We start from the raw sequence: 19,549 nt of genomic DNA on the forward strand, positions 1-19,549 counted from the left end.
CCAACTACAGACAGCCGGACCTTCTATCAGCGAGACGACGACCCGGGACAGCCCTACATCCCGGGCCATTGGCATCAAAGACCGGCATTGCGCACCAAGGTTGACCAGTACATTGCAAGCCCGTGTGGCTTTCCTGGCCAACTCCAGGGCCACACTTGCCAGTTGGAGAGGGAGGCTCCTCTCACGGGACGTCAGAGGGCTGCGGGGGCAGATGGGACTGGGACAGTCGGGCGCGCTACGAGCCTGCGCATACGCCGGCCTGCCACTGCTGCTCCTCCTGGCCGCCGCACCTCCGGCCACCGCGCGGCAGTCCGCCGCGCCCACTCCCCTCGGCTCCGAATGGCCGCTGGACGCCGAGCACTTCGACGCCTCCCGGATCTGGCGGCTCAGCCAGGGGGCCGGCGTCACGGTCGCGGTGGTCGACACCGGGGTGAACGCCCGTCACCCCGATCTGGCGGGCCGGGTCCTGCCCGGTACCGACGTCACCGGCCAGGCCGCCGACGGCCGGGTCGACGTCTCGTCGGAGTCCCACGGCACCTCGGTCGCCGGGGTCATCGTGGGCAGCGGAGGCTCCGGCCGGGGAATGGCCGGGCTGGCCCCCCGGGCGACCGTCCTGCCCGTCCGCGTCAGCGCCGAGGAGGCGGCGGATCCGCTCGCCCTGGCCAAGGGCATCGTGTACGCCGCCGACCACGGGGCCTCGGTCATCAACATCTCGATGGTGACCACCGCCGCCGACCCGCAGATCCGCGACGCCGTCGCCTATGCGCGCCGGCACGACATCGTCGTGGTCGCGGCGGCGGGCAACAGCGGCCGGACGGGAGACCCGGTGACCTATCCGGCCGCGTTCCCCGGCGTGGTCGCCGTCTCCGGCACCACCCGCGACGGCGGCTCCTGGGCCGCCGGCGAGTCCGGTTCCTACATCGCGCTGGCGGCTCCGGCGGTGGACATCTACTCGACGAGGAACAGCGGCGGCTATCTCACCAAGGACGGAACCAGCTATTCCGCTCCCTATGTCTCCGCGGCCGCCGCACTGCTGCGTGCCGCGCACCCGTCGGAGAGCGCCGGGCAGATCATCGCCCGGCTCATCGGCACCGCCGACCGCCCCGACGGGGGTTCCGGCCGTGACGACCGCTTCGGCTACGGCATCGTCGACCCACTGAAGGCCCTGAGCGCGCCGACCCCGGCAGCCGACGCCGATCCACTGCCCACCGCCACCGGGGACGGCGCCCCGAAAGCAGCCGACACGACGGGGGGCGTTCCCGGCGGAACCGTCGCGGTCATCGGCGCCACCGCGGGGGTGATCGCCGCCGGGGCGGGCGGCCTCCTCGTCCGCCGCCGCTCCCGTCGTCGCACGTGATCCACAGGAGGAACCCGATCAGCATGCGGCTCCCGGCTCTCACCGCGCGCCCCGTCCACCGCTTCGCCGGTCTCGTCCGCGGCCACCCGGTCGTCGCGGCGGCCACGGCCGTCGTCCTCCTGGCGGTCCTGTCGCTCACCGCGCTGCTCACCGGAGACCGGAGCGACCGGCCCCGGGCCGCCAACGTCTCCCGCAACTTCCGGGCCTGTCTGCTCGTCTCGCCCGCGGGCGCCACAGACGCCCGGCTCAGCCAGGTGTCCTGGCAGGGCATGCAGGACGCGGCGCGCTCCGGCGGGGTCAACGCCCAGCGTTTCCCGACCCCCACCATCGACGCCGAGGACGCGCTCCCGTACTTCAACGGCGCCGTGCAGCATCACTGCGAGCTGATCGTCACCGTCGGCACCGGCATGAAAGCCGCGACCGAGGCCGCGGCGCACGCCAACCCGCACCAGGAGTTCGTGATCATCGGCGCCACCTCGGCACGTCCGCACATCTCGGCCATCGCCGCGCCCGACGACCCCGGGAAGGAAGAAGCCGGGAAGGAACTGGCCGAGAAGGTCAGCGCCTTCATCGCCGACCGGCGCTGACCGTCCGGAGCCGGTCCCGCAGCGCCCTGGCGGCGGGTCCGACGTGGCCGTCCGCGCGCCGGACCAGGGCGATCCGGAGACTACCCGCGGAGGACGGGATCAGGAGGCGTCAGCTTGTCGTGACGGTCGGCTCGGTGGCCTTCCCGGGCTCCGGCTGCGCCGGCGCCGCGGGTGCCGCCGTGTCGTCCGTCTTCATCGCCTTCGCCTCGCTCTTGAGGATGCGCATCGACTTGCCCAGGGCCCGGGCGGTGTCGGGCAGCTTCCGGGAGCCGAAGAGCACGATGAAGACGATCGCGACGACCAGCAGATGCCAGGGTTCGAGTCCGTTGCGGAGCATGACCGCCCCCTCCCTTTCTCACGTTGTTCCGTGCCGACGGAGGGTGCTTCACGCGCCCGGCCGAGCAGCGACGATTGCCACATTGCGCAACTGTACAACCCGGGCTGGGAGGCGGTGTCCTGACACGGCCCCTGATCGCTACGGCCGGCGCCGGTCGTGGCGCGCCCGCACCGCCCTCAGGGCCAGGGCGTACAGCGCCAGGACGGCGGCGAGCAGCAGCGGGGAGGCGGGCGGCAGCCCGGTCATGCCGAGGGCCGCGCCCAGGGGGCTGGGCGGGAACAGCAGGCCGACGGCGGCGAGCGCGACGGCGGCCCGGCCGACGGGCCCGGGCCGGGTGCCGCCGCGCAGCAGGAACATCACCAGCGCCTGGGTGAGGAGGTTCTCGGTGAACCAGGCCGAGTGGAAGACGGCCTGGTCGTCGAGGGCGTCGGGGCCGCGCAGGGCGAGCGCGAGCACGCCGAAGGTGGCGAGGTCGGCGATCGCGTTGAGCACGCCGAAGCCGGTGATGAACCGCAGGAAGGCGCGCGGTCGCAGCACGGTCGGGCGGCGCAGTGCCGCCGGGCCGGGGCGGTCGTGGGCGAACGCGAGCTGGGCGGCGTCGAAGCAGAGGTTCTGGACGAGCACCTGGACCGGGAGCATCGGCAGGAAGGGGAGCAGCAGGCCGGCACAGAGCATCGCGATGACGTTGCCGAGGTTGGAGGAGAGGGTGACCCGCAGATAGGAGGCGATGTTGGCGCTGCTGTGCCGGCCGGCGGTGACGGCGTGCCCGATCGCGCCGAGGTCCTTCTCGGCGAGCACGACGTCGGCGGTCTCGCGGGCGAGGTCCACGGCCGTGCGGGGCGCGATCCCGACGTCGGCCGCGCGCAGGGCGGGGATGTCGTTGACGCCGTCGCCGAGGAAGCCGACGGTGTGCCCGGCGGCGCGCAGCCCGCTGACGATGCGGGCCTTGTCCTCGGGAGTGCAGCGGGCGACGACGCCGGCGCCCAGGTCGAGGGGATCACCGGCCACGGTCACCCGCGCCACGTCCAGGCCGAGGTCCCGGCAGGTGCGGGCGGCCGTGGCGGGGTGGTCGCCGGTGAGGACGCGGACGGTGATGCCGAGGCCGGTGAGGCCGCGCAGGGCCTCGGCGGCGCCGGGGGCGAGGGCGTCCCGGAAGGTGACCAGCCCCCGGAAGGTGAGGCCGTGTTCGTCGGCGGCCGTGTAGGGGCGGGTGCGGGCGGGCGCTTCGGCGGTGGCGACGGCGAGCACGCGTAGTCCGGCGCCGGCCTCGCGGGCGGCGAGGGCGAGGTGGCGCCGGCGTTCGGCGGGGTCGAGGTCGCAGCGGTCCAGTACGTCCTCGACGGCGCCCTTGGTGACGAGGACATGGGTGCCGAGGCGGCCGGCGACGACGGCGGTGGCGGTGCGCCGCCCGGGGTCGAAGGGGACCGCGCCGATGCCGTCGTGGTCCTCGCCCACCGGTCCGGCCACGGTGAGCAGGGCCTCGTCCAGGGCGTCGGCGGCGGGCAGTTCGGCGAGCTGGAGGGTCCACCAGGCGCCGACGGCCGCCCAGCGCAGCACCTCCGGGTCGTCCTGCCCGTCGGGCCCGAGGGCGCGTTCGACGACGGGGCGGTCCTGGGTGAGGGTGCCGGTCTTGTCGAGGCAGAGGACGTCGACCGCGCCGAGGTCGTGCAGCGCGGGCAGCCGTCGTACGACGACCCGGTGGGTGCGGGCAAGGAGGGCGGCGGCCCGGGCCAGGCAGGTGGTGACGATCACCGGGAGCATCTCGGGGGTGAGCCCGACGGCGACCGCGACCGCGAAGGGCAGCGTCTCCAGACCCCGGCCGCGCAGCGCGGCGTTGGCCATGAGGACCAGCGGCGGGGTGAGCAGCATGAACCGGATCAGCACCCAGGAGATGCCGTGCACGGACCGGTCGAAGGCGCTCGCCGCCCGCCGCCCGCCCGCCGCGTTCTGCGCGGCGGCGAACCGGGTCCGCTCTCCCGTCGCCACCACGACCGCCGTGGCACTGCCCGAGGCGACCCCGCTGCCCTGGAAACACAGGTACGGCTCCTGGAAGGGACCCGCGTCGGCCGGGCCGCCCGCGTCGGGGACCTCGGCGGCGGCCTTGGCGACGGGCGCCGACTCGCCGGTGAGCACGGCCTGGTGCACGGTCAGCCCACGGGCGCGCAGCAGTCGTACGTCGGCCGGGACCAGGTCGCCGGGGCCGAGCCGTACGACATCGCCCGGGACCAGCTCGGCGACCGGGACCTCCCGGGCCCGCGGTTCCGTCCCGGTCCCGGTGCGGCGGAGCACGGTGGCGGTGCCGGCGACGAGGTCGCGCAGGGCGGCCAGGGAGCGGTCGGCGCGGTGTTCGCCGGCGGCGCGCAGCCCGCAGCTGACCGCGACCAGGGCGAGGATCACGACGGCCGTGCCCCAGGAGGCGACGGCGGCGGAGACCAGGCCGAGGGTGAGCAGGACGGCGGTGAAGGGGTCGCGCAGGGCCAGGGCGCAGCGCAGCGGCCAGGAGGCGGTGTGCGGAAGGGGCGGGGTGTTCTCCCCGGCTTCGGCGAGCCGGGCCGCGGCCTCGGCCTCGGTCAGCCCGCGCGGTCCCGTGTCCAGCCGGCGCAGCACCTGCAGCGCGGTGGCGGCCTCGCCCTCAGAGACCACGGAGATGGCGAGGGGCCGGGAGTTCGGCGCCGGTGGTGCGGGCGGTGAGGCGGCCGACGAGGAGGCGTACGACGTCGACCACGTCCGGGTCGTCCACCAGGTACACCTGGCGGCGGCCCTCCCGGCGGGAGCGGACGAGGCCGGCCAGCTTCAGCTTGGTGAGGTGCTGGCTGACGGCGGGCAGCGCACCGCCGACCCGCTCGGCGAGGCCGGTGACATCGCTCTCGCCCTGCGCCAGCGCCCAGACGATGTGCAGCCGGGCGGGCGAGGCGAGCAGCCCGAAGGCCGCGGCCGCCTCCGTGAGCACGTCCGCGGAGGGGTCGTCGTAGCCGCTGCCGGGCGGTGTCGCCACTGTCGTACTCCTCCTGTCCACCGCGTCGAGGGGACCGTTCCGGATCGAAGGGACAGTCTAGGACGCGGGAACTTCTCGCCCGCCGCGTCAGTTTCTACGTTGTTGTAGAAGTAAATTCTTGGGCAAGCAGGACTCTTGGCAAGCACATACCGACCGAGGAGTGAGTGCGCATGGCTCTGTGGGACCGCATCAAGGACTCCGCGACGCAGATGCAGACCCAGCTCGTGGCGAAGAAGAACGACTTGAAGAGCGGTGCGTTCCGCGACGCGAGCATGGCGATGTGCGCGCTCGTGGCCGCTGCCGACGGCACCATCGATCCGGCGGAGCGGCAGCGGGTCGCCCAGCTCATCGCCACCAACGAGGTGCTGCAGAACTTCCCGGCGGACGATCTGCGCCGGCGTTTCGAGGAGAACCTGAACAAGCTGACCGCCGACTTCGCCTTCGGCAAGGTGAGCGTGCTCCAGGAGGTCGCCAAGGCGAAGAAGAAGCCGGCCGAGGCGCGTGCCGTCATCCAGATCGGCATCGTGATCGGCGGCGCGGACGGCGACTTCGACAAGACCGAGCAGGCCGTGGTCCGCGAGGCCTGCTTCACCCTCGACCTGCCGCCGCACGAGTTCGACCTCTGACCGTCCGCCAGGTGTGAGGGGTGGGGCGCGCCCGACGCCTCGGCCGCGCCCCCACCCCCGCCCGCACACTGTCGGACCTGCGGCTGTGTCCTTGCCACCGAGGCGTCGACCCTCGGGCAGGGAGACCCCCGCATCTCACAATTCGGCCAGCGCCGGGAGCAGTTCCGTCGCGATGGTCACGTCGCTCGTCAGCGCGCGGTCCTCCGTGTCCGCCGGCAACGCTGCCGCCGCCACCCTGAAAGCAGGCACCGCCGGCTCCACCGGCCCGAGCCGCAACGCCCGCACCGCCACCACCAGTTCGCAGGCCAGTACCACCTTGTAGGCCTCCGCGGCCCGTTCCGCCTGTTTCACCGCCTGGCCCGCGAAGGTCGCCGCCTCCTCCAGGCCGTGGGAGAGGACCGCGTGGCCGGCCGAGGCCGGGGTCGCGGACGAACGGACCTCCGCCAGGGCCGAGTTGGCCGTGTACTCCAGGATCATCGTGCCGGAGCTGCTCGCCGGGCCCGTGGCCAGGAACCCGGGAAGGCCGGTGAGGTCGGCGCGGCCCAGGGCCTGGAGGCGGGCCGCGGAGAGCTGGGCGGTCCCCAGGAGGGCGAGGTCGAGGCCGTCCAGGGCCAGGGCGAGCGGCGCCACGAAGAAGCCGCCGTGGTGGTAGACGCGGCCGTCGGGGGCCAGTACGGGGTTCTCCGTGGGGCAGTTGATCTCCGTCTCGATGATCCGGCGGAGGGTGTCGGCGGCCTCCAGGGCCGCGCCGTGGACCTGGGGGAAGGCGCGGAAGGCGTAGGGGTCCTGGACGCGCCGGCCGGTGGTGAGGGGGTGGTCGGGTATCGCGAGGAGGCGTCGTGTCTCGGCCGCCGCCCGGGCCGGGCCGGGGTAGGGGCGCAGGGCGTGCACCTGGGGCGCGTAGGCCTCCGGCGAGCCGGAGACGGCGGCCAGGGAGAGCGCGGCCACCGCGTGCGTGGCCCGCAGCAGCACGTCCAGGTCGTGGCAGGCCAGCGCGGCCCGGCCCAGTGCGAGGGCGTTGCTGCTCAGGAGGGCGAGCGAGTCGCCGGGGCGGAGGGTGACCGGCGTGGGCAGTTCGGCGTCGGGGGACGTGGTGAGCCAGGGGCGTTCGCCGATCAGGGTCAGGCCGGTCTGGGCGAGGGCGGTCAGGTCGCCGGTGCCCACACCGCCGTACTCGTTGATCGCGGGGTACACGCCGAGACGGAGCGCCTCGGTCAGGGCGGTGACGAACGAGGGGTGGATGCCGGAGCCGGCGGCCAGGAGCTGGTTCGCACGGACCGCCAGCAGGGCACGGGCCCGGCGCGGCGGGAGCAGGGGGCCGGCGCCGCCGGCGTGGCTGCGCAGCAGGCGCAGGGTGTGGCCGGCCGCGTCCGACGGGTCGACCGCGATCGAGCGCTGGGCGCCCACCCCGGTGCCACGGCCGTACCAAAGGCCCTGCCCGGCGAGGTCCTCGGCCGTCTCGTGGGCGCGGCCGACCCGGTCGAGCGCCTCGGGCGGTACGACCGGGTCGGCGACGGCGCCGGCCAGCCGGACGAGTCCGGGCAGGCCGAGGCCGTTGCCGTCGAGCACGACACAGGAGCGCGCGGGCACCTGTCTCGGTACGTCGCTGGTGCTGTCCAAGGGAGATCGGGCGCGGGTGCGGTCAGCTGCTGAGGCCGACCTTCTTCAGCCAGGCCTGGGCCACGTCCAGCGGGTCCTTGTTGTCCGACTGCACCTGCGTGTCCAGGTCCAGCAGGGCCGCCGTGTCGAGCTTGGCGGAGACCGCGTTGAGGGCGTCGGTGGCCGTCTGGTTCAGGGCGCTCTTGTAGACCAGGGGCTGGACGTTCTCGAAACCGAAGAGGTTCTCCGGGTCCTGGAGGACGACGAACTTCTCCTTGGAGATGGTCGGGTCCGTGCTGAAGATGTCGCCGGCCTGCACCGCGTTCTTCGTCAGGGCGGCCTCTGTGAGCGGGCCGCCCGCGTCCAGCGCCTTGAAGGACTTGAACTCCAGCCCGTACACGGACTTCAGGCCGACCAGGCCCTGCTGGCGGGTCTGGAACTCCGGCGAGGCGCCGATGACCAGGTCCTTGGCGATGCTCTTGAGGTCGGCTATGGAGGACTTCTCGGTGAGGTTGTACTTGGCGGCGGTCTCCGCGTTGACCGTCACCGTGTCCTTGTCCTGCGCCTCCGCCGGGTCCAGCAGCGTCAGCTTGGAGTCGAGCTTGGCCTCGACGGCCTTGGTGGTCTCCTCGACGGTCTTCGGGGTGGCCTTGGGGTCGAGGTAGGCGAGCAGGGCACCGTTGTACTCGGGCAGGACCGAGATGGAGCCGTTCTTGAGCAGACCATACGTCGTCTCACGACTGCCGATGTTCGGCTTGTAAGTGACCTTGATGCCCTTGGCCTTGAGTGCTTCGCCGTAGATGTCGGCGAGCAGGGTGCTCTCGGCGAAGTTGTTGGAGCCGACGACGACGGTGTCCCCGCTCGCCTTGCTGTCGGACAGCGGGTCGGACTTGCCGTCGTCGGAGGAGGAACAGCCCGCCAGCAGGGCCGTCGTCGCGGCGAGCGCGACCGCCGCCACGCCTCGGTATGTCCGGATTGACCTGCTGGGAAGGGTGTTGGAAGTCACGGTTGCCGTTCCGGGAGCTGTGGGCAGAAGGGTGGGGGTGTTGCGAACCGCATGGGGTTGTTGCGAACCACTCCGCACGATCCAATCCAGCCGGTTCTCGGTCAGTCAAGTATCTCCGGGTCACCGATTGGCTTCGATCCGTGGCCAGTTGTGGACGGAGAGCGGTCTCTTTGTAACGGATTCTTGATAAAGAGCAAGCGGAATCGCGCTTCAAGAACGCTGTAGTCTCACCGCAGTTGATATCGGTCACAGCGGTGCACGGGGCCCGCTACTCGGTGTCGTTCCGCAACAGCTCGGGGTGAAGACGCCCCCCACAGTCGAGACACCCTCATGAAGGAGGCCCGGTGTCCACGAACCAGGTGGACGCGCCCGTCCGGCCCGCCCAGGCGCGGGGTGGGATACGGGGTTTCGCCGACCGTTGGCCCTTCCGGCGCAAGCTGAACCTGCTGGTCGGTGTACCGCTCGCCGTCATCGCCGTGCTGCTCGCCTATGTCTTCACCGATCTGGTGCAGCAGTCCACCAGCGCGGAGGACGCGGCACAGATGGTCCGGGACAGCACCCAGGTGGCGCGGCTCGTGGACAAGGTCGAGGCGGAGCACCAGCAGGCGATCCTGCTCTCCGCGCGCTACGAGGCCGGGGACGACACCCCCTCGCGGGCCCCCTACCGCGCGGCCCAGAAAGCGGTGACCGACCAGCTCCGGACGGTCCGTGACGCCTTCGGCGACCGGCTGCCGGACACCGAGTCGGACGCCCTGCGGCAGGTCGAGGGCCTGTCCAGTCTGCGCGAGTCCGTCGAGCAGGCATACCTGCCGGCGGACAACATCGACCCGGCGTACAGCAACGCGTCCAACGACCTGATCGACGGCCTCGGTCTGGACCGCAACACCAACCTCGCCGCCACCTTCACCGGCAACCTGCTGGACTCGCTGCTGCGCGCCGACGCCGCCCACGGCGCCTTCGAGACCAACGTGCTCGCGGCCACCACCGGGGACACCAACGCGCTGATCGAGTTCACCAACGCGGTCGGCGCCTACGACCTGTACCAGCACCAGGCCCAGCGCTTCACCCGGTTCGCCACCGAGGGGCAGGCGGCCCAGCTGGCCTCCGTCGAGCACACCAAGGTCCAGGGCAGGATCGCCGAGTCCTACGCCGAGCTGCAGATCGACCCGAGCAGGCTGGAGGCGGGCAGCCAGGAGGACATCCGGCGGGCGGTCAAGGACGCGCTGACCGACTACCCGGACTATCTCAACCAGGCCACCGCCCGGCTGAACATCACCGCCTCGCTCATCGGCCAGATCGCCGACCGGGCCGACGCCAGCGCCGAATCGGCCAAGTGGCGCGCCATCTACCTGCTGAACGGCACCCTGCTCGGCTTCGTCCTGTGGATCACCCTCGCCGCGCTGGTGCGCCGCTCGGTGATCCGCCCGGTGCAGGCCCTGACCGGAGTCGCGCACGAGGTCGCCGAGGTGGCGGGCCGCGAACTCGCCCGGGTCGCCGACGACGACACCGAGGACGACAGCCCGCCCCGGCTGCGGGACATGCCGGTCACCGCCCGCGACGAGATCGGTGACCTGGCCGAGGCGTTCAACCAGGTGCAGACCACGGCCGCGGCCCTCCTCGAACGCCAGGTGCTCAGCCGCCGCAACACCGCCGAGATGTTCGGCAACGTCGGCCGCCGGGTCAGCAACCTGACCACCCGCCAGCTCGCCTTCATCGACGCGGTGGAGCGCGCGGAGACCGACCCGGCCCTCCTCGAACGCCTCTACTCCATCGACCACATCGCCGTCCGCCTGCGCCGCAACGCCGACAGCCTGATGCTGCTGGCCGGCATCCGCGAGACGGTGCTGTCCTCCGGGCCCACCCCGCTGTCCAACGTGGTCCGGGCCGCACTCGGCCAGATCGAGGGCTACCAGCGGGTACGGCTGTACGCCGGCACGGACGCCATGATCGAGCCGGACATCATCGGCGACCTCACGCTGATGGTGGCCGAACTCCTGGAGAACGCGGTGTCGTTCTCCCCGGAGGGCAGCCCGGTGGAGGTGACCGTGCGCACCGGCGACCACGGCGCGCACATCGTTGTCACCGACCACGGCCTGGGCATGAGCGCCGAGCGGCTGGCCGAGGAGAACGCCCGGCTGATCCGCCGTGAGCGCCTCGACCTGGTGCCGACCAAGGTGCTCGGCCTGTTCGTGGTGGGTGCGCTGGCCCGGCGCTGGGAGATCGGCGTCGAGCTGACCCGGACTCCGGGCGGCGGTGTCACCGCCGAGGTGACGCTGCCCTCCCGGCTGTTGCTGACGATGAGCGCGGTGGCCGACACCGCCGGCACCCCGCTCGCCGTGGAACCGACGGCGCCGGCCGAACCGACCGGGCCGACCGCCGCCGCCTCGGTCCCGGCCGCCGCCGAGCTTGAGGGCCCGCTCCCCCGCCGGGTACCGCGCCGCGAACCGGCCGCCGAGGCACCGGCCGCACCGGCCCCGCTGATCCCGGCCGCCCGCACCGGCGAACCCCCGGCGGACTCCGCCGACGGAGCGCGCCCGCTGCGCCGCCGGGTACGCGGCGCGACCCTCCGCACCACCGTCGGCGCCGCCCAGACCCTCGCCCAGCCAGCGCGCAACCGCGACGCCGAAGCCGAGCGGGACGCGCTGGAGGAGTTCGAGGCGGCGGTGGAGCGCGCCCGGCGCGAGAGCGACACCGGAAGCCACGAGCGGCCCGCGCCGCGCCCCGAGACCAACCCGCCGCACCACCAGATCCACCTTCCGGAAGGAGCCGAGCAGTGAGCACGTCGACAGGTGACACCCCGACGGGCGGCGCCGCCACGCCGACCGACCTGCAGGCGGCCGCAGCCGACTTCACCTGGCTGCTGAACCGCTTCGCGACCGAGACAGCCGGCGTGGTGGACGCGATCGCCGTGTCCTCCGACGGTCTGCTGATCGCCGTGTCGGAGCTGCGTGAACGCGCGCACTCCGAACGGCTGGCGGCGATCGTCTCCGGCATCACCAGCCTGGCCGCCGGCGCCTCCGGCAACTACGGCCTCGGCGGCCTCAACAAGGTCATCATCGATCTGGAGGGCGGCCATGTCATCGTCTCCGCGATCGGCAGCGGCGCCGTGCTCGGCGTGGTCGCGGACAACGAGGCCAAGCTCGGCAACATCGCCTACGAGATGACGCTGTTCGCCAACCGGGCCGGTTCCGCGCTCAGTCCGCAGCTGGTCCTGGAGCTGAAGAACAGCGTCGGCGTCCCACAGACGCGCTGACCGGCGGAGCCGGTCGAGAGAGGAAGACACAGCCATGGCGGACGGCTTCCCGCCCCCGGGCCTGGACCCGGTCGGTCCCGCCCCCGCCGTACGGCCGTTCCTGGTCACCGCCGGCCGGGTGGCGGACAGCGCCTCCGGACCGGCGATGCCCGTCGAGACCCAGGTGGTGGCGACCACCGCCGGACTCGACGCGCTCGCCCGGCTCTCCTTCGAGCAGCACGACATCGTCGCCGCGTGCCGGATTCCGCAGTCGCTCGCGGAACTGGCGGCCCGGCTGCGGCTGCACCTGAACGTGGTCCGGGTGCTCGCCGAAGACCTGCGCGAGGCGGGGCAGCTGACCGTGCATGTGCCCGACTTCGAAGCCACCCACGACTCGTCCGTCCTGCGCAGGGTTATCGACGGCCTGCGGGCCATCCCAGACTCCCGAGGGGTACTCCGTGACACCGACTGACTCGCTGACCCGGGGGACCGGGCGTACGGCCGTCCGGCCGCCGCTGCCGGTGAAGATGGTCATCGCGGGCGGTTTCGGCGTGGGCAAGACCACCGCCGTCGGCTCGATCTCGGAGATCGAGCCGCTGACCACCGAGGCGTCGATCACCGAGGTCGCGGCGGGCGTGGACGACCTGACGCTCACCCCGCGCAAGACGACCACGACCGTGGCGATGGACTTCGGCTGCATCACCATCGACCCGACGCTGAAGCTGTATCTGTTCGGCACGCCCGGGCAAGAACGGTTCGGCTTCATGTGGGACGACATCGTCGAGGGGGCGCTCGGCGGGCTCGTGATCGTGGACACGCGGCGGCTCGACGACTGCTATGCGGCGGTCGACTACTTCGAGCACCGCGGGATTCCGTTCGCCATCGCCATCAACGCGTTCGACGGGCATGTCGAGCACACGCTGGACGAGGTGCGGTGGGCGTTGGACGTCGCCGAGGGGACTCCGCTGGTCGTCTTCGACGCGCGGGAACGGGGTTCGGTGCGGGACGCGCTGCTTGTTGTGCTGGAGCTGGCGCTGGCTCGGCGTGAGGGGTAGTGCGGTGGGTGGGGAACTACGGGCCCGCCGCGTGGGGCTGGTCGCGCCCACGCGGCGGTAGCCGCACATTCAATACAGCCCCGCGCCCCTGACTTAGCCGCTCCGCCGTACGCCAGGAGACACCGTAAGTCTCTGTACCGCCCAGAAGATGCCCAACGTGGCCAAGGCCATCGCCGCCACCAGGGTGGCTCCGCCCACGACCTTCTCGTAGTTCTTCTGGTAGAGGCCGTCGATGATGTAGCGGCCCAGGCCGCCCAGGCTGACGTACGCCGCGATCGTCGCCGTCGAGACGATCTGGATGGCCGCCGAGCGCAGGCCGCTGAGGATCAGCGGGAGGGCGACCGGGAGTTCGACCTGGAAGAGGACGCGTGCCTCCGGCATGCCCATGCCGCGCGCCGCGTCCACCGGGGACGGATCGACCGAGCGCATCGCCTCGTAGGTCGTGACCAGGATCGGCGGTACGGCGAGGATCACCAGCGGGATCATCACCGGCAGCATGCCGAAGCCGAGCCAGATGAACATCAGGACCAGCAGGCCGAAGCTGGGCAGGGCCCGGCCGGCCGTGGCGATCAGCGCGAGGGTGTTGCCGCCACGCCCGTAGTGGCCGGTGATCAGGCCGATGGGCAGGCCGATGACGGCCGCGTAGGCGAGCGCCTTCAGCGAGTACTGGATGTGCTCCCACAGGCGGGTGGGGATGCCGTCGTAGCCGTGCCAGTGCGAACTGTCGCTGAAGAAGGCGTGGATGAAGTTGAGGACGTTCACCGGGTGCTCTCCTTCGGCATCCAGGGCGTCAGCACACGGCGCAGGAGGACGAGGAGGGCGTCCGCCAGGATCGCCAGCACGGCCGTCGTCACCACGGAGTTCACCGCCAGCTCGGGGCGGTGGTAGATGTTGGCGTCGTTGAGCAGGTTGCCGAGGGCGCCCTGGTTGCCGATCAGCATGCCGACGCTGACCAGGGAGATGCTGGAGACGGTGGCCACCCGCAGGCCCGCGATGATCGCGGGGACGGCGATCGGCAACTGCACCTGGAAGTAACGGCGTACGGGGCCGAGGCCCATGGCGGTGGCGGCGGCGAGGGTCTCGGCCGGGACCGAGCGGACGCCGTCCACGATCGCCGGGACCAGGACCACCAGGCTGTACACCGCGAGCGGGATCATCACCGTCGTCTCGGTCTGGCCGGTGTAGTCGATGAGGACGACGAAGAAGGCCAGGGAGGGGATCGCGTACAGGATCGTGGTCACGCCCAGGACCGGCGGGTACAGCCAGCGGAAGCGCACACAGAGCTGGGCGATCGGAAGGGACACCACCAGCCCGGCCAGCACCGGGATGAGGGCCTCGCGCAGATGGAGGCCGATCAGCCCGAAGTAGGTGCTCTGGAGGTCGCTCGGGATGTCGAAGAAGCCGCTCATCCCCCGACCTTCGTGTGGTCGCGGCCCTCGGCGTGGGCGGTGCGGATCGCGGCGCCGATGACCTGCTGGGAGACGACGCCGACCGCGCGTCCCTCGCCGTCCACGGCCACCGCCCAGCCGGTCGGCGAGAGCACCGAGCCGTCGAGGGCGGCGCGCAGCGAGTCCCTGCCGGGCACGAACGGCCGCCCGTACGGCAGCAGCCGCTCCGGGTCGATCGAGCCGGCGGTGAGGGCGCTCGGCTCGCCCCAGCCCAGCGGCCTGCCGTCCAGGTCCGTCACGAGGAGATAGGGGGCGTCCGTCGCGGTGCGGGCGCCGAGCTTGGTGGCGTCGGCGTCGACCGGGACGATCGGGGCGGTCTGCAGCGCGAGGTCAGCGGAGGGGAAGAAGGACAGCCGGCGGATGCCCCGGTCGGCGCCGAGGAAGTCCTCGACGAAGGCGTCGGCGGGGTCGGTGAGCAGTTCGGCGGGCGGGGCGAACTGGGCGAGGTGACCGCCGGTGCGCATCACGGCGACCATCGTGCCGATTTTGATCGCCTCGTCGATGTCATGGGTGACGAAGACGATGGTCTTGCCCAACTCGTCCTGGATGCGCAGGAGTTCGTCCTGGAGGCCCTTGCGGACCACCGGGTCCACGGCGGAGAACGGCTCGTCCATCAGCAGCACGGGCGGGTCGGCGGCGAGCGCCCGGGCCACGCCGACGCGCTGCTGCTGGCCGCCGGAGAGCTGGTACGGGTAGCGCTTGGCGAGGGCCGGGTCCAGACCCACCCGGTCCATCAGCTCGGCCGCGCGGGCACGCGCCTTCTGCTTGTTCCAGCCGAGCAGCCGGGGCACCGTGGCGATGTTGTCGATGATCGTGCGGTGCTGGAAGAGACCGGCGTTCTGGATGACGTAACCCATCGACCGGCGCAGGGTGTTGACCGGCTGCGCCTGGATGTCGGCGCCGTCGAGGAGGATACGGCCCTCGCTGGGCTCGACCATCCGGTTGATCATCCGCAGGGTCGTCGTCTTGCCGCAGCCCGAGGGGCCGACGAAGACGGTGATCGAGCGGTCCGGTATCTCCAGGGAGAGTCGGTCGACGGCGACCGTACCGTCCGGGTACCGCTTGGTGACTGAATCTATCCGTATCAAAACGCCGAATGCCCTTCGGGTTTGGCTGAGACTGCCCAGTTTTCGACCACGGTCGCCGTGGTGCAGGCCGTTGCGGGGAGAGTCTAGACCGCAAGTGTTTCAGTACTTTGGCGACTGATTGTTTGTCTTCACCGCGGACCGGCCGATCCTCTCACCGAGACCGCGGATCCGGGGACAAGAGGCGAAACGGTATGCCAGGTTGTGACCCATGACGAACCGGTTGCTGCCCGTACGGGTCGGTGAGGTGGAACTCCTGGTGGAAACGGTGCCGGTGGCCGGCTCCGAGCCCACCTCTCGGCTGGGGGACGCGGAACGCAGGGTGGTGGACTCGTTCGACCACGCGCGGGACGCGGTGGTGGAGATAGCGGCCTCCGCCGCCGAGGCGGTACGCCGGCTGCGCGAGCGGGCGGCGGCACCCGAGTCCGTCGAGATCGAATTCGGGCTGAAGTTCTCGGCCCAGGGCAGCATCATCGTGGCCGGCACCTCCGGCGAGGCCTCACTGGTGGTACGGATGAGCTACCGCGCCCCGGGCGAGCCGGAGGACGGGTGAGCGGCCCGGCGCATCGCCCCGGGGTGCCCGGCAGTCTGGGCCGCGTCCTGCTGCGCGACGGCCTCGCGGTCGGCACCTGCTTCCAGGTGGCGCCGTCCGTGCTCCTCACCGCCTGGCACGTGCTGGACGGGCTCGGCTGCGGGCTGGTGGGCCGCGAGGTGCTGACGGACGCGCTGGACGGCACGGGAGCCGAGGGTGCCACCACCGTGATCGCCGTGGACGCCGAGCGCGACCTGGCCGTGCTGCGCCGCACCGAACCCCTCGCCGACTCGGTCCCCGGCTGGGCCCCGACCGACGAGGTCCCGCTCCTCACCGACGTGGTCGTGCGCGGTGTCGCCGAGATCGACGACCACGGCAGGCGCTACGACTACGTGCACGCCACCGGCCTGTGGCAGGGCGGCACCGTCCGCGACGGGGTACGGATGGGCCGTCTGTCCTCCCCCGACGTGATGCGCGGCATGAGCGGCGCGCCGGTCGTCCGGCTCACCGACGGCACGGTGCTCGGCGTCGTGACGGCCCGCTACAACAGCGCCGACAACTGGCTGCGCGACTCGGTCTGGGTCGCCCGCACCGAGGACTTCACCCGCCTGCTGGAACAGACCGCGCACATCCCGGTACGGCGCCGGCTCGCGCTCGGCGACACGGTGGGCACCTTCCTGTCGGCGAACGGCGCTCGGCCGCTCGCGGTCGGCGGCGCGTCCGTGGACACCGTGGGTCCGGTGGAGGCGGCCCGCGAGGCCGCCCTCGCCCTCGTCGCGCTCGACGACGCCTGCCAGGGCCGGGGCGGCCTCGGGGAAGTGGCGGAGCTGCTCGTCTCCCGGGCGTGCGGGACCGGTTGGGACCCGGCCACCGTCACGGAACTGCGCAGGGTGCTGCGGTACCGCGGCCTGGACCCCCGGGTGCTGCTGCCCCGGCTGCCCGAGCACCCCGAGGCCGTGGAGCGCTGGACACGGGAACTGCCCGGCGCGCAACCGGGCGAGGATCAGCCCGTCCACGCCGCCCGGGCCTTCCTCGCGCGGCTGCGCCAGGTGCTCGCCGAGGAACTGGCGGCGGACGGGCTGCTCGCGGACCTGTCCACCGCGTGCCGCCGCTTCCTGCGCGAGGCCCTCACAGACGGTACCGCGATCCCGCTCTCGGCTTTCCTCGACGCCCTGGCCCGCCAACTGTCGCCGATGCGCTCGGCCTCGGTGGACGTGATGCTCCGCAGCTCCGTTGCCACCGCCGCCCCGGGCCCGCACACCGGTGGCGGGGAACTGCCCGGCTCCGCCGCCGGGCCCGCCCCGGGCCGGCCCGAACTCTCCGCCGTGGCCGCCCAGATGTGCCGTCTGCCCGACCAGGACCCGTGCGTCGCCGGACGCGAGGACCTGGTGGCCGGCGTGGTCACCGCCGTGGACCGGCGCATGACACGCCAGGGATCGGCGACCGCCTTCCTCTACGGCCAGCCGGGAGTCGGCACCTCGGTGGTGGCCGTGGAGGCGGCCCGCAGGCTCGCCCCCGCGTTTCCCGGCGGGGTCCTCCACATCGATCTGCACGGACTGGTGCCCGACGCCCGGCTCAACACCCGTACCGTGGTCCGTATCGTCGCCGAGGCGCTCGGCGTCGACGTCGGCGCGGAGGCGATGGACGACACCCGGCTGCTCGCCACCCTCGCCGCGGGGCTGCGCGACCGGCGGGTCCTGCTCGTCCTCGACAACGCCCTGGACGCCGCCCACGCGAGACCCTTCGTGACCGCACCGGCCGGTTGCGCGGTCCTGGTGACCTCCCGCGACCGGCAGCAGGACTACGCGAACCCGGGGCTCGTCTTCGAAATCGGACCGCTGGACCGCGAGGCGTCGGTGGCCGTCCTCACCCGGTGCGCGGAAGGCCGTCCGCCCGAGGTGACCGGCGCGACGGCGGCACTGCACCGGCTGGCCCACCTGTGCGCGGACGTCCCGCTCGCCCTGCGCATCGTCGGCGCCCGCCTCGCCGCCCCGTCCGGACCGCCGCCGGACTACCTCGTACAGCTCCTGGAGGAGGAGTCGGCCCGACTGGAGGGACTCAGCTACGGCGACCGGGCCGTACGGCTGGCGATCCGGCTCAGCCACGACGCGCTGGAGCCGCCGGCCCGCCGCGCGCTGCGCCTGATCACCGCCGTACCGGGCGCCGCCGTCACCGGGGCGGAACTCGGCCACTGTCTGCGGGCTCCCGCCGTACGGCAGGAACTCCTGCTCAACCGTCTGGTGGACCGCAGCCTCGCCCGCCAGGACGTGGTGCGCGTGCCCGCCGGAGCGCTGCTGGCCACCTTCCGGTTGTTCGACCTGGTCCGGCTGTTCGCCCGGGAACGTCTGGAGCAGGAGGAGACCCCCGAGGCGGTCCGCGCCTTCCAGCAGGCCTCCGTCTCCTATCTCAACGACCGGCTGAGAGAGATCACCGACCAGCAGCACGGGGCCCAGCTCTCGGGCGAACTGGACCCCACCCGCTTCCACGCGGCCCAGCGGCTGGCCCGGGACCACGACTGGCTGGACCTCGCCACGGACCTCACCATCGGCCTGCACGTCCTGTACACCGCGCGCCGGGAACTCGACGCCATCGTCGATGTCACCGACGACCGGGTCGCCCTCCATCTGCGCCGGAACCAGCCCGAAAGGGCAGTCGAGGCCTGTCTGTCGACCACCGCGACCCTGCGCAAGGCGGGCGCGCTCGTACTCGCCGCCGAGACCGCGCGCCGGGCCGCCGCCCTCGCGAGCGAGCACGGGCTGTCCGAGGAGATCGCCAAGGCCGAGTTCCAGCTCAGCCTGGTGCTGTGGGACCAGGAGAAGTGGCCGGAGGCGCTCGCCGCCGGGAAGACCGCGGTGACCACCCTCACCGCGGCGGGCCGGGAGGCGGGCGCGGTTCCGCTCGCGATCAACAACTACCGTATCGCCCGCCGCATGTCCGACACCAGGACGGCCGTACGCTGGGCCCGCCGGGCGGTGGAGCTGGCCGACCGGTGGGGAACGGCCGAACTGCGCGCCATGGCCAGGAACGCGAACGGCGTCGCCGAGGACGATGCGGGCCATCACGCGTCCGCCCTCGATCTGTACCGGCGCGCCGCCGAGTTGTGGAAGGACATCGGCCATCTCGGCAACGCGGCGAACGACTGCGACAACGCCTCCCGCATGGCCTTCTCCCTCGGCGACCGCACCACCGCGGTGCGGCTGCTGACGGAGGCCGTCGACCTGTGGAAGCAGGACGGCTCGCACGTCCGCGCTCTGGAGGGTCTCGTCGACCTGAGCTCCCTGTACGCCCGTCAGACCGATCACGCCAAGGCCGTCGACACCCTCGACCGCGCCCGGACCCTGATCACGAAGGAAGCCGCCACCGCGCCTGCCCCGCTGCGCGCCGAGGTGGCCGTACGCCTGTCGGCCGCCCGGCTGTTCGAGGGCGGGCCGTACGACGCCCCGCCGGCCCCGGAGGACGACGAGCCCGAGAAGGAGCAGATCCACGCGGCCCGGGACGCCGTCGCCCGCCATCGGGAGGGAACGCTCACACTGCGCAAGGCCCGTGAGAAGGCCGCCGCCCTGTTGACCGTCCGCGCCCTGAACCTGGCCCCCCGCAACGGCCCCTGGGTGTACCAGGAGTTGGGCGAGGAGTCGCCCGACCGCACCGCGCTGGAGGGCTGACGGAGCGAACCCTGGGCCTCCGCACGGT

Annotated in this window: 17 protein-coding genes; 9 read left to right on the forward strand and 8 right to left on the reverse strand. The window is 72.5% G+C overall.

Features of this window, described 5'->3' with window-relative positions; genetic code table 11:
- Positions 1-211 precede the first annotated feature (211 nt).
- Entirely contained in the window at positions 212-1,357 is a 1,146-nt protein-coding gene (gene mycP, locus ACGFZQ_RS16765; RefSeq protein WP_393841009.1) for a type VII secretion-associated serine protease mycosin, read from the forward strand.
- A gap of 23 nt (positions 1,358-1,380) precedes the next feature.
- Entirely contained in the window at positions 1,381-1,944 is a 564-nt protein-coding gene (locus tag ACGFZQ_RS16770; protein WP_393841010.1) for a hypothetical protein, read from the forward strand.
- A 109-nt stretch (positions 1,945-2,053) separates the two neighbouring features.
- Here the strand turns inward: ACGFZQ_RS16770 and tatA are convergent, their stop codons facing one another.
- The 3 genes from tatA to ACGFZQ_RS16785 all read right to left on the reverse strand — a co-directional run bounded on the left by tatA (position 2,054) and on the right by ACGFZQ_RS16785 (position 5,276).
- On the reverse strand, positions 2,054-2,281 hold the full coding sequence (tatA, locus tag ACGFZQ_RS16775) for a Sec-independent protein translocase subunit TatA (RefSeq protein ID WP_393841011.1): 228 nt from the start codon (positions 2,279-2,281) through the stop codon (positions 2,054-2,056).
- Positions 2,282-2,419: 138 nt separating this feature from the next.
- A complete protein-coding gene (mgtA, locus tag ACGFZQ_RS16780) occupies positions 2,420-4,930 on the reverse strand; it encodes a magnesium-translocating P-type ATPase (RefSeq protein WP_393841198.1) in 2,511 nt (836 codons plus the stop codon).
- The gene (locus ACGFZQ_RS16785; RefSeq protein WP_351729146.1) at positions 4,914-5,276 is read right to left on the reverse strand and encodes a metalloregulator ArsR/SmtB family transcription factor; all 363 of its coding nucleotides are present in this window, start codon (positions 5,274-5,276) and stop codon (positions 4,914-4,916) included. Before ACGFZQ_RS16785 ends, mgtA begins: the two co-directional genes overlap by 17 nt.
- 170 nt (positions 5,277-5,446) lie before the next feature.
- Here ACGFZQ_RS16785 and ACGFZQ_RS16790 point away from each other — a divergent pair, with 170 nt between their 5' ends.
- Positions 5,447-5,902, forward strand: coding sequence for a TerB family tellurite resistance protein (locus tag ACGFZQ_RS16790; RefSeq protein WP_351729144.1), 456 nt, complete (start codon positions 5,447-5,449; stop codon positions 5,900-5,902).
- Positions 5,903-6,037: 135 nt separating this feature from the next.
- Here the strand turns inward: ACGFZQ_RS16790 and ACGFZQ_RS16795 are convergent, their stop codons facing one another.
- Both ACGFZQ_RS16795 and ACGFZQ_RS16800 read right to left on the reverse strand, forming a co-directional pair.
- The gene (locus ACGFZQ_RS16795) at positions 6,038-7,522 is read right to left on the reverse strand and encodes an aromatic amino acid lyase (RefSeq protein WP_393841012.1); all 1,485 of its coding nucleotides are present in this window, start codon (positions 7,520-7,522) and stop codon (positions 6,038-6,040) included.
- A gap of 22 nt (positions 7,523-7,544) precedes the next feature.
- A complete protein-coding gene (locus tag ACGFZQ_RS16800) occupies positions 7,545-8,507 on the reverse strand; it encodes an ABC transporter substrate-binding protein (protein WP_393841013.1) in 963 nt (320 codons plus the stop codon).
- A 344-nt stretch (positions 8,508-8,851) separates the two neighbouring features.
- Here ACGFZQ_RS16800 and ACGFZQ_RS16805 point away from each other — a divergent pair, with 344 nt between their 5' ends.
- From ACGFZQ_RS16805 to ACGFZQ_RS16820, 4 genes are read left to right on the forward strand one after another with little or no spacing between them, the layout of a single operon-like run.
- Positions 8,852-11,284, forward strand: coding sequence for an ATP-binding protein (locus ACGFZQ_RS16805; protein WP_393841014.1), 2,433 nt, complete (start codon positions 8,852-8,854; stop codon positions 11,282-11,284).
- Positions 11,281-11,760 (forward strand): roadblock/LC7 domain-containing protein, encoded by a 480-nt coding sequence (locus tag ACGFZQ_RS16810; RefSeq protein ID WP_351710289.1) that lies wholly within the window; start codon positions 11,281-11,283, stop codon positions 11,758-11,760. The genes ACGFZQ_RS16805 and ACGFZQ_RS16810 overlap by 4 nt, the downstream gene beginning before the upstream one ends.
- Before the next feature lie 34 nt (positions 11,761-11,794).
- Positions 11,795-12,211, forward strand: coding sequence for a DUF742 domain-containing protein (locus tag ACGFZQ_RS16815; protein WP_351729133.1), 417 nt, complete (start codon positions 11,795-11,797; stop codon positions 12,209-12,211).
- Positions 12,198-12,794 carry an ATP/GTP-binding protein gene (locus ACGFZQ_RS16820; RefSeq protein ID WP_351729130.1) on the forward strand — a complete coding sequence of 199 codons (597 nt, stop codon included), beginning with the start codon at positions 12,198-12,200 and terminating at the stop codon, positions 12,792-12,794. Before ACGFZQ_RS16815 ends, ACGFZQ_RS16820 begins: the two co-directional genes overlap by 14 nt.
- 93 nt (positions 12,795-12,887) lie before the next feature.
- Here the strand turns inward: ACGFZQ_RS16820 and ACGFZQ_RS16825 are convergent, their stop codons facing one another.
- The 3 genes from ACGFZQ_RS16825 to ACGFZQ_RS16835 are packed head-to-tail and all read right to left on the reverse strand — an operon-like array spanning position 12,888 to position 15,330.
- Positions 12,888-13,556: an ABC transporter permease gene (locus tag ACGFZQ_RS16825; RefSeq protein ID WP_393841015.1), complete on the reverse strand. Its 669-nt coding sequence runs from the start codon at positions 13,554-13,556 to the stop codon at positions 12,888-12,890.
- Positions 13,553-14,203 carry an ABC transporter permease subunit gene (locus ACGFZQ_RS16830; protein WP_351729124.1) on the reverse strand — a complete coding sequence of 217 codons (651 nt, stop codon included), beginning with the start codon at positions 14,201-14,203 and terminating at the stop codon, positions 13,553-13,555. The genes ACGFZQ_RS16825 and ACGFZQ_RS16830 overlap by 4 nt, the downstream gene beginning before the upstream one ends.
- The gene (locus ACGFZQ_RS16835; protein ID WP_393841016.1) at positions 14,200-15,330 is read right to left on the reverse strand and encodes an ABC transporter ATP-binding protein; all 1,131 of its coding nucleotides are present in this window, start codon (positions 15,328-15,330) and stop codon (positions 14,200-14,202) included. The genes ACGFZQ_RS16830 and ACGFZQ_RS16835 overlap by 4 nt, the downstream gene beginning before the upstream one ends.
- Positions 15,331-15,538: 208 nt before the next feature.
- Between ACGFZQ_RS16835 and ACGFZQ_RS16840 the strand changes: the two genes are divergently transcribed.
- Both ACGFZQ_RS16840 and ACGFZQ_RS16845 read left to right on the forward strand, forming a co-directional pair.
- Entirely contained in the window at positions 15,539-15,880 is a 342-nt protein-coding gene (locus ACGFZQ_RS16840; protein WP_393841017.1) for a CU044_2847 family protein, read from the forward strand.
- 23 nt (positions 15,881-15,903) lie between these two features.
- On the forward strand, positions 15,904-19,521 hold the full coding sequence (locus ACGFZQ_RS16845) for a trypsin-like peptidase domain-containing protein (protein WP_393841018.1): 3,618 nt from the start codon (positions 15,904-15,906) through the stop codon (positions 19,519-19,521).
- Positions 19,522-19,549: the final 28 nt, after the last annotated feature.

Source organism: Streptomyces sp. NPDC048254 (assembly GCF_043201895.1).
Taxonomy (GTDB): Bacteria; Actinomycetota; Actinomycetes; order Streptomycetales; family Streptomycetaceae; genus Streptomyces.

What these genes read in the sequence shown, in the direction of transcription:
- mycP (WP_393841009.1), top strand. Translation starts at nt 212, where the DNA reads ATGGGACTGGGACAGTCGGGCGCGCTACGAGCCTGCGCATACGCCGGC.
- ACGFZQ_RS16770 (WP_393841010.1), top strand. Translation starts at nt 1,381, where the DNA reads ATGCGGCTCCCGGCTCTCACCGCGCGCCCCGTCCACCGCTTCGCCGGT.
- tatA (WP_393841011.1), bottom strand. Translation starts at nt 2,281, where the DNA reads ATGCTCCGCAACGGACTCGAACCCTGGCATCTGCTGGTCGTCGCGATC.
- ACGFZQ_RS16790 (WP_351729144.1), top strand. Translation starts at nt 5,447, where the DNA reads ATGGCTCTGTGGGACCGCATCAAGGACTCCGCGACGCAGATGCAGACC.
- ACGFZQ_RS16815 (WP_351729133.1), top strand. Translation starts at nt 11,795, where the DNA reads ATGGCGGACGGCTTCCCGCCCCCGGGCCTGGACCCGGTCGGTCCCGCC.
- ACGFZQ_RS16830 (WP_351729124.1), bottom strand. Translation starts at nt 14,203, where the DNA reads ATGAGCGGCTTCTTCGACATCCCGAGCGACCTCCAGAGCACCTACTTC.
- ACGFZQ_RS16840 (WP_393841017.1), top strand. Translation starts at nt 15,539, where the DNA reads ATGACGAACCGGTTGCTGCCCGTACGGGTCGGTGAGGTGGAACTCCTG.